Here is a 5,266-nt window from a genome sequence, read left to right as displayed (position 1 = left end):
ACAACTGAACATGATGAAAAAAATACAAAGAGGATTATTCCCCTCTGTCGTGTGTGGCTTGTTTTCCACCATGATGCTACCGGGGTGTATCGGAAACGGGACAGCCGGAGGAAACGAAGTTTCAGTGGATTCCATTCCTATGGATACGATTGTCTATCTGGATGCAGCCAACACGGAATCACCTAATTGCCAGATTAAAATCAATTTCAAATATTTAAAGTCGGCCGACAAGAACGATTCGCTGACACAGGTAATCAATCAGGTGCTGGAAGATGCTTTTTCAAGTGCACATGCCGGAGTTATTTCTCCACAAGCCTTTGTCTCGTCTATCAAGGAAAGTCTGGCAGGTGATTATTTGAAAGATGTACTGGGAAGTTACCAGACCGACGTAAAAAACGGCATGAAGCCCGATGAGATTCCCAACTGGTATAACTACGAGTATGAGATAAACTCGGAGCTGAAAGAAGGCAAAGACAGTATATGGAATTATGCCGTCACAACTTTCCAGTATACCGGAGGTGCACATCCCAACACATGGGCACGGTGGGTCAACATTGACGCGGCCAACGGGAAAAGCCTGGAAAAGAGCGAAGTGTTTGCTAAAGGAGCTGAGGAGGATATCTGTAAGCTGATTCTGGGCAAGCTGCTGGCAGAAGCCAATAAAAAGCTGGAGACAGACACGCTGACCTGTGTAGAGGGACTTCAGTCGGTAGGTATCTTGCTGGATACAGACTTGTATGTGCCCGATAACTTCCTGCTCGAAAAAGAAGGGGTGACATTCCTTTATAATACCTATGACATTGCGCCTTATTACATGGGACGTTTCCAGCTGACGGTTCCTTATGAAGAAATCAATACTTATTTACTCAAGAAATAATCGTACATGGATATTATTCTAAAATATTTCCCGAACCTGAGTGAGGTTCAGCAACAGCAGTTTGCGGCTTTGTATGATTTGTATACCGACTGGAACAGCAAAATTAACGTGATTTCACGAAAAGACATTACCAATCTGTATGAGCATCACGTGCTGCATTCACTGGGTATTGCCAAAATCATACAGTTCCGCCCGGAGACAAACATAATGGATTTGGGTACTGGCGGCGGGTTTCCTGGAATCCCGCTGGCTATCCTGTTTCCTGAAACGCATTTCCACCTGGTAGACAGCATCGGCAAGAAGGTGAAGGTGGCTACCGAAATAGCCCATGCCATCGGCTTGAAGAATGTCACTACCCGCCATTGCCGTGCGGAGGAAGAAAAGCAATTGTTTGACTTCGTGGTAAGCAGGGCTGTAATGCCGCTGACTGATTTGCTGAAAATCATCCGTAAGAATATCCGGAAGGAAGAACAGCACAACGCTCTCCCCAACGGATTAATCTGCCTGAAAGGTGGGGAACTGGAACGGGAAGTCATGCCCGTAAAGCATCAGACTCTTATCTACGATTTGAAGGATTATTTTGAAGAGGAATTTTTTGAGACCAAGAAAGTGGTTTATGTCACAATCAACGGATAATCGATATGAAAATAAAGACATTTGAATTCAATATGTTTCCGGTCAACTGCTATGTGGTGTGGGACGAGGAAACGCTACAGGCAGCTGTAATTGATGCCGGATGTTATTATCAGGAAGAGCAGCAGACGCTGAAGAAGTTTATCGTGGAAAACGGGCTTACGGTGACGCATCTGCTGAATACTCACCTGCACCTGGATCACATCTTCGGCAATGCGTTTATGCTCAGAGAGCTTGGCATCAGTGCCGAGGCCGGACAGAAGGATGAATTTTTGCTGCCGAGAACGGCGGAATATTGCCGTATGTTCGGTTTCCCTCTGAACGAGGAGCCTCCTGCCCTAGGTGGTTACATCCATGACGGCGACCTTATAAAGATTGGGAACATGGAACTGAAAGCGCTTGCCGTACCCGGCCATTCTCCCGGAAGCATGGTATTCTACTGTGAAGCGCAGCACTGCATGTTCAGTGGCGACGTACTGTTCCGGGGCAGCATCGGGCGTGCTGACCTGGAAGGTGGAAACTTTGACCAGCTGAGGGAAAGTATCGTATCACGTCTGCTGATACTTCCTGACGAAACAATGGTGTATCCAGGTCATGGAAACCCCACAACCATCGGTTATGAAAAGATGAACAATCCTTTCTTCCGCTGATTATCAATCTCTTTTATCTTGAAAACCATAAATCTTACCCTAATAATCATGAAAACAACGACCTTCGCAAACAGACACATCGGCATTGGGGAAGAAGAGCTTCCGCTGATGCTGAAAAAGATTGGTGTGAACAGTCTGGATGAATTGATAGAGAAGACCATTCCTGCCAACATCCTTTTAAAGGAGCCACTGAAGCTGGAAACTGCCATGACGGAGCGTGAATTTGCTGAGCATATTGGTAAGCTGGCTGCCCAGAACAAGCTATATAAGACTTATATCGGATGCGGATGGTATGACACGGTAACTCCGGCGGTCATTCAGCGTAACGTGTTCGAAAATCCGGTGTGGTACACTTCCTATACGCCCTATCAGGCTGAAATTTCTCAAGGGAGACTGGAAGCGTTACTGAATTTCCAGACTGTAATCAGTGACCTGACTGCCTTGCCGCTGGCCAACTGTTCGCTGCTGGATGAAGCGACAGCTGCGGCAGAAGCGGCTACGATGATGTACGGGCTGAGAAGTCGTGCACAGCAGAAGGCCCAGGCCAACGTGCTGTTTGTGGATGAAGAAATATTTCCTCAGACGCTGGCGGTTATCCGCACCCGGGCCATTCCGCAGGGAATGGTAGTGAAAGTCGGCAGTTACAAGAACCTGACTTTTACACCGGACATTTTCGGCTGCATCGTACAGTATCCGAACAACAGCGGAAGCATAGAAGACTATCGGGAATTTGCCGAACAGGCGCATGCTTCCGGATGCAAAGTGGCCGTAGCAGCCGATATCCTGTCGCTTGCCCTGCTGGTTCCTCCTGGTGAATGGGGAGCTGACATCGCTTTCGGCAGTTCACAGCGTCTGGGCACGCCGATGTTCTACGGGGGGCCTTCTGCGGCTTATTTCGCTACTCGCGACGAATACAAGCGAAACATGCCGGGACGCATCATCGGTCTGTCAAAAGACAAGTACGGGCATCTGTGCTACCGTATGGCATTGCAGACCCGCGAACAGCATATCAAGCGTGAAAAAGCCACTTCCAATATCTGTACGGCACAGGCGCTGCTGGCTACCATGGCGGGATTCTATGCCGTATATCACGGACCTGAAGGTATAAAGGAAATCGCCAATCATGTGCACGCCGTGGCTTTCTGGCTGGCAGAGCAGCTCACGAAGCTGGGATATAAATTGCAGAATGAAAATTTCTTTGATACACTGAGAATTCAGCTGCCAGACAACGTAACCATCCAGGAAGTGCGTACCATTGCATTGAGCAAGGAAATCAACCTGCGTTATTTTGATAACGGCGAAGTGGGTATCAGTGTAGACGAGACTACTACACAAGCGGATGCCAGCCTGATTCTGAATCTTTTCGCCGTAGCGGCAGAAGAACCGATGCACGATGTATGTGTCATACCGGAAAAGGCTCCCGTGGCCGCACAGTTCCAGCGCCTGAGCACATACCTCACTCACGAAGTCTTCCAGAAATATCACACCGAAACGGAAATGATGCGTTACATCAAACGTCTGGAACGGAAGGATATTTCGTTGGCTCACTCCATGATTTCATTGGGCTCTTGTACCATGAAGCTGAATGCGGCATCCGAAATGCTGCCTCTCAGCCATGCGGCCTGGATGAACCTTCATCCGTTGGTACCCGAAGACCAGGCTGCGGGATACCAGACCTTGATTCAGAATCTCTCGGAACAGTTGAAGACGATTACAGGCTTTGCTGGAGTATCTCTTCAGCCGAACTCCGGTGCGGCTGGTGAATATACAGGCTTGCGTGTAATCAGAAGCTACCAGGAAAGCATCGGACAGGGTAACCGCCGGCTGGTATTGATTCCGGCTTCGGCACATGGCACCAATCCGGCTTCGGCTGTGCAGGCAGGTTATGAACCGCTGACGTGTGCCTGCGATGAGAATGGAAACGTGGATTTGGAAGACTTGCGTGCGAAAGCTGAAGCGCACAAAGACGAACTGGCTGCCTTGATGATTACTTATCCGTCTACTCACGGTATCTTTGAGGAAGAAATCAGGGAGATATGCAAGATTATCCATGCTTGTGGCGCACAGGTATATATGGACGGGGCAAACATGAACGGACAAGTGGGACTGACCAACCCGGGTACTATCGGGGCGGACGTGTGTCACTTGAACCTGCATAAGACATTTGCCAGTCCTCACGGTGGTGGCGGTCCGGGTGTAGGTCCGATTTGTGTGGCCGAGCATCTGGTTCCTTTCCTTCCGGGACATGTCAGCACGGGCAATCCGCAGAATCAGGTGTCTGCCGCTCCGTATGGAAGTGCCGGTATCCTGCCGATTACTTACGGCTACATCTGCATGATGGGAGCAGAAGGCTTGAGAAGAGCTACTCAAACGGCTATTCTGAATGCCAACTACCTGGCTGCTTGCCTGAAAGATGCGTATGGAGTGGTCTACCGCGGAAAGAATGGTTTCGTAGGTCATGAAATGATTCTGGAATGCCGGAAGATACACGAAGAAAGCGGGATTTCGGAAAATGATATTTCCAAGCGTCTGATGGACTACGGTTACCATGCACCTACCCTTTCCTTCCCTGTACACGGCACGCTGATGATTGAACCGACGGAAAGTGAGAGCCTGGCAGAGCTGGATAACTTTGTGGATGTCATGGTACATATCCGTGAAGAAATTGCAGAGATTGAGTCTGGAAAGGCCGACAAAGAAGACAACGTATTGGTGAATGCTCCTCATCCGGAATACGAAATTGTGGGACCTGCCTGGAATCATTCTTACGGACGTGAAAAAGCTGCTTATCCGATTCAAAGTGTAAGAGACAACAAATTCTGGATTAACGTGGCACGTATCGACAATACATTGGGCGACCGTAAGCTGCTGCCTACACGCTACGGAAGTTTTGAATAAGGTATTTAAAGCCACGTTGGCTTGATAGAAATAAGAAGAGCCACTGCATTTCTTCGTAAAAGAGGGATTCGCAGTGGCTCTTTTTGTATAAGACCGGAAATGGTATTCCCTGTTTTTCCGCATAGGGAGGATACATGTTCAGCAGTTATCCTGACGAAATTTGAATCATTTGAGCAGCCTTAAAAGAAAAATGAAAGTTTTTGTTTGG

4 protein-coding genes are annotated in these 5,266 nt (G+C 48.4%); all 4 read left to right on the top strand.

All coding sequences use genetic code 11. The features are described from left to right. The coding region (locus ACMJ0U_RS12440; protein ID WP_417130191.1) for a DUF3298 domain-containing protein at positions 1-877 on the top strand (877 nt) is incomplete at its 5' end. A 6-nt stretch (positions 878-883) separates the two neighbouring features. Beyond that, positions 884-1,513 (top strand): 16S rRNA (guanine(527)-N(7))-methyltransferase RsmG, encoded by a 630-nt coding sequence (rsmG, locus tag ACMJ0U_RS12435; protein ID WP_417130190.1) that lies wholly within the window; start codon positions 884-886, stop codon positions 1,511-1,513. 5 nt (positions 1,514-1,518) lie between these two features. Continuing rightward, positions 1,519-2,160 (top strand): MBL fold metallo-hydrolase, encoded by a 642-nt coding sequence (locus ACMJ0U_RS12430; protein WP_417130189.1) that lies wholly within the window; start codon positions 1,519-1,521, stop codon positions 2,158-2,160. Between the two features lie 48 nt (positions 2,161-2,208). Next, complete coding sequence (gene gcvP, locus ACMJ0U_RS12425) at positions 2,209-5,058, top strand: aminomethyl-transferring glycine dehydrogenase (RefSeq protein ID WP_417130188.1); 2,850 nt, start codon at positions 2,209-2,211, stop codon at positions 5,056-5,058. Positions 5,059-5,266: the final 208 nt, after the last annotated feature.

This window comes from Phocaeicola sp., assembly GCF_048170425.1.
Taxonomy (GTDB): Bacteria; Bacteroidota; Bacteroidia; order Bacteroidales; family Bacteroidaceae; genus Phocaeicola.
Note: the sequence above shows the minus strand (reverse complement) of the source record. Positions and strands in the feature narration are given on the sequence as shown.

Coding starts and splice junctions, on each gene's coding strand:
- rsmG (WP_417130190.1), top strand. CDS start 884: ATGGATATTATTCTAAAATATTTCCCGAACCTGAGTGAGGTTCAGCAA.
- ACMJ0U_RS12430 (WP_417130189.1), top strand. CDS start 1,519: ATGAAAATAAAGACATTTGAATTCAATATGTTTCCGGTCAACTGCTAT.
- gcvP (WP_417130188.1), top strand. CDS start 2,209: ATGAAAACAACGACCTTCGCAAACAGACACATCGGCATTGGGGAAGAA.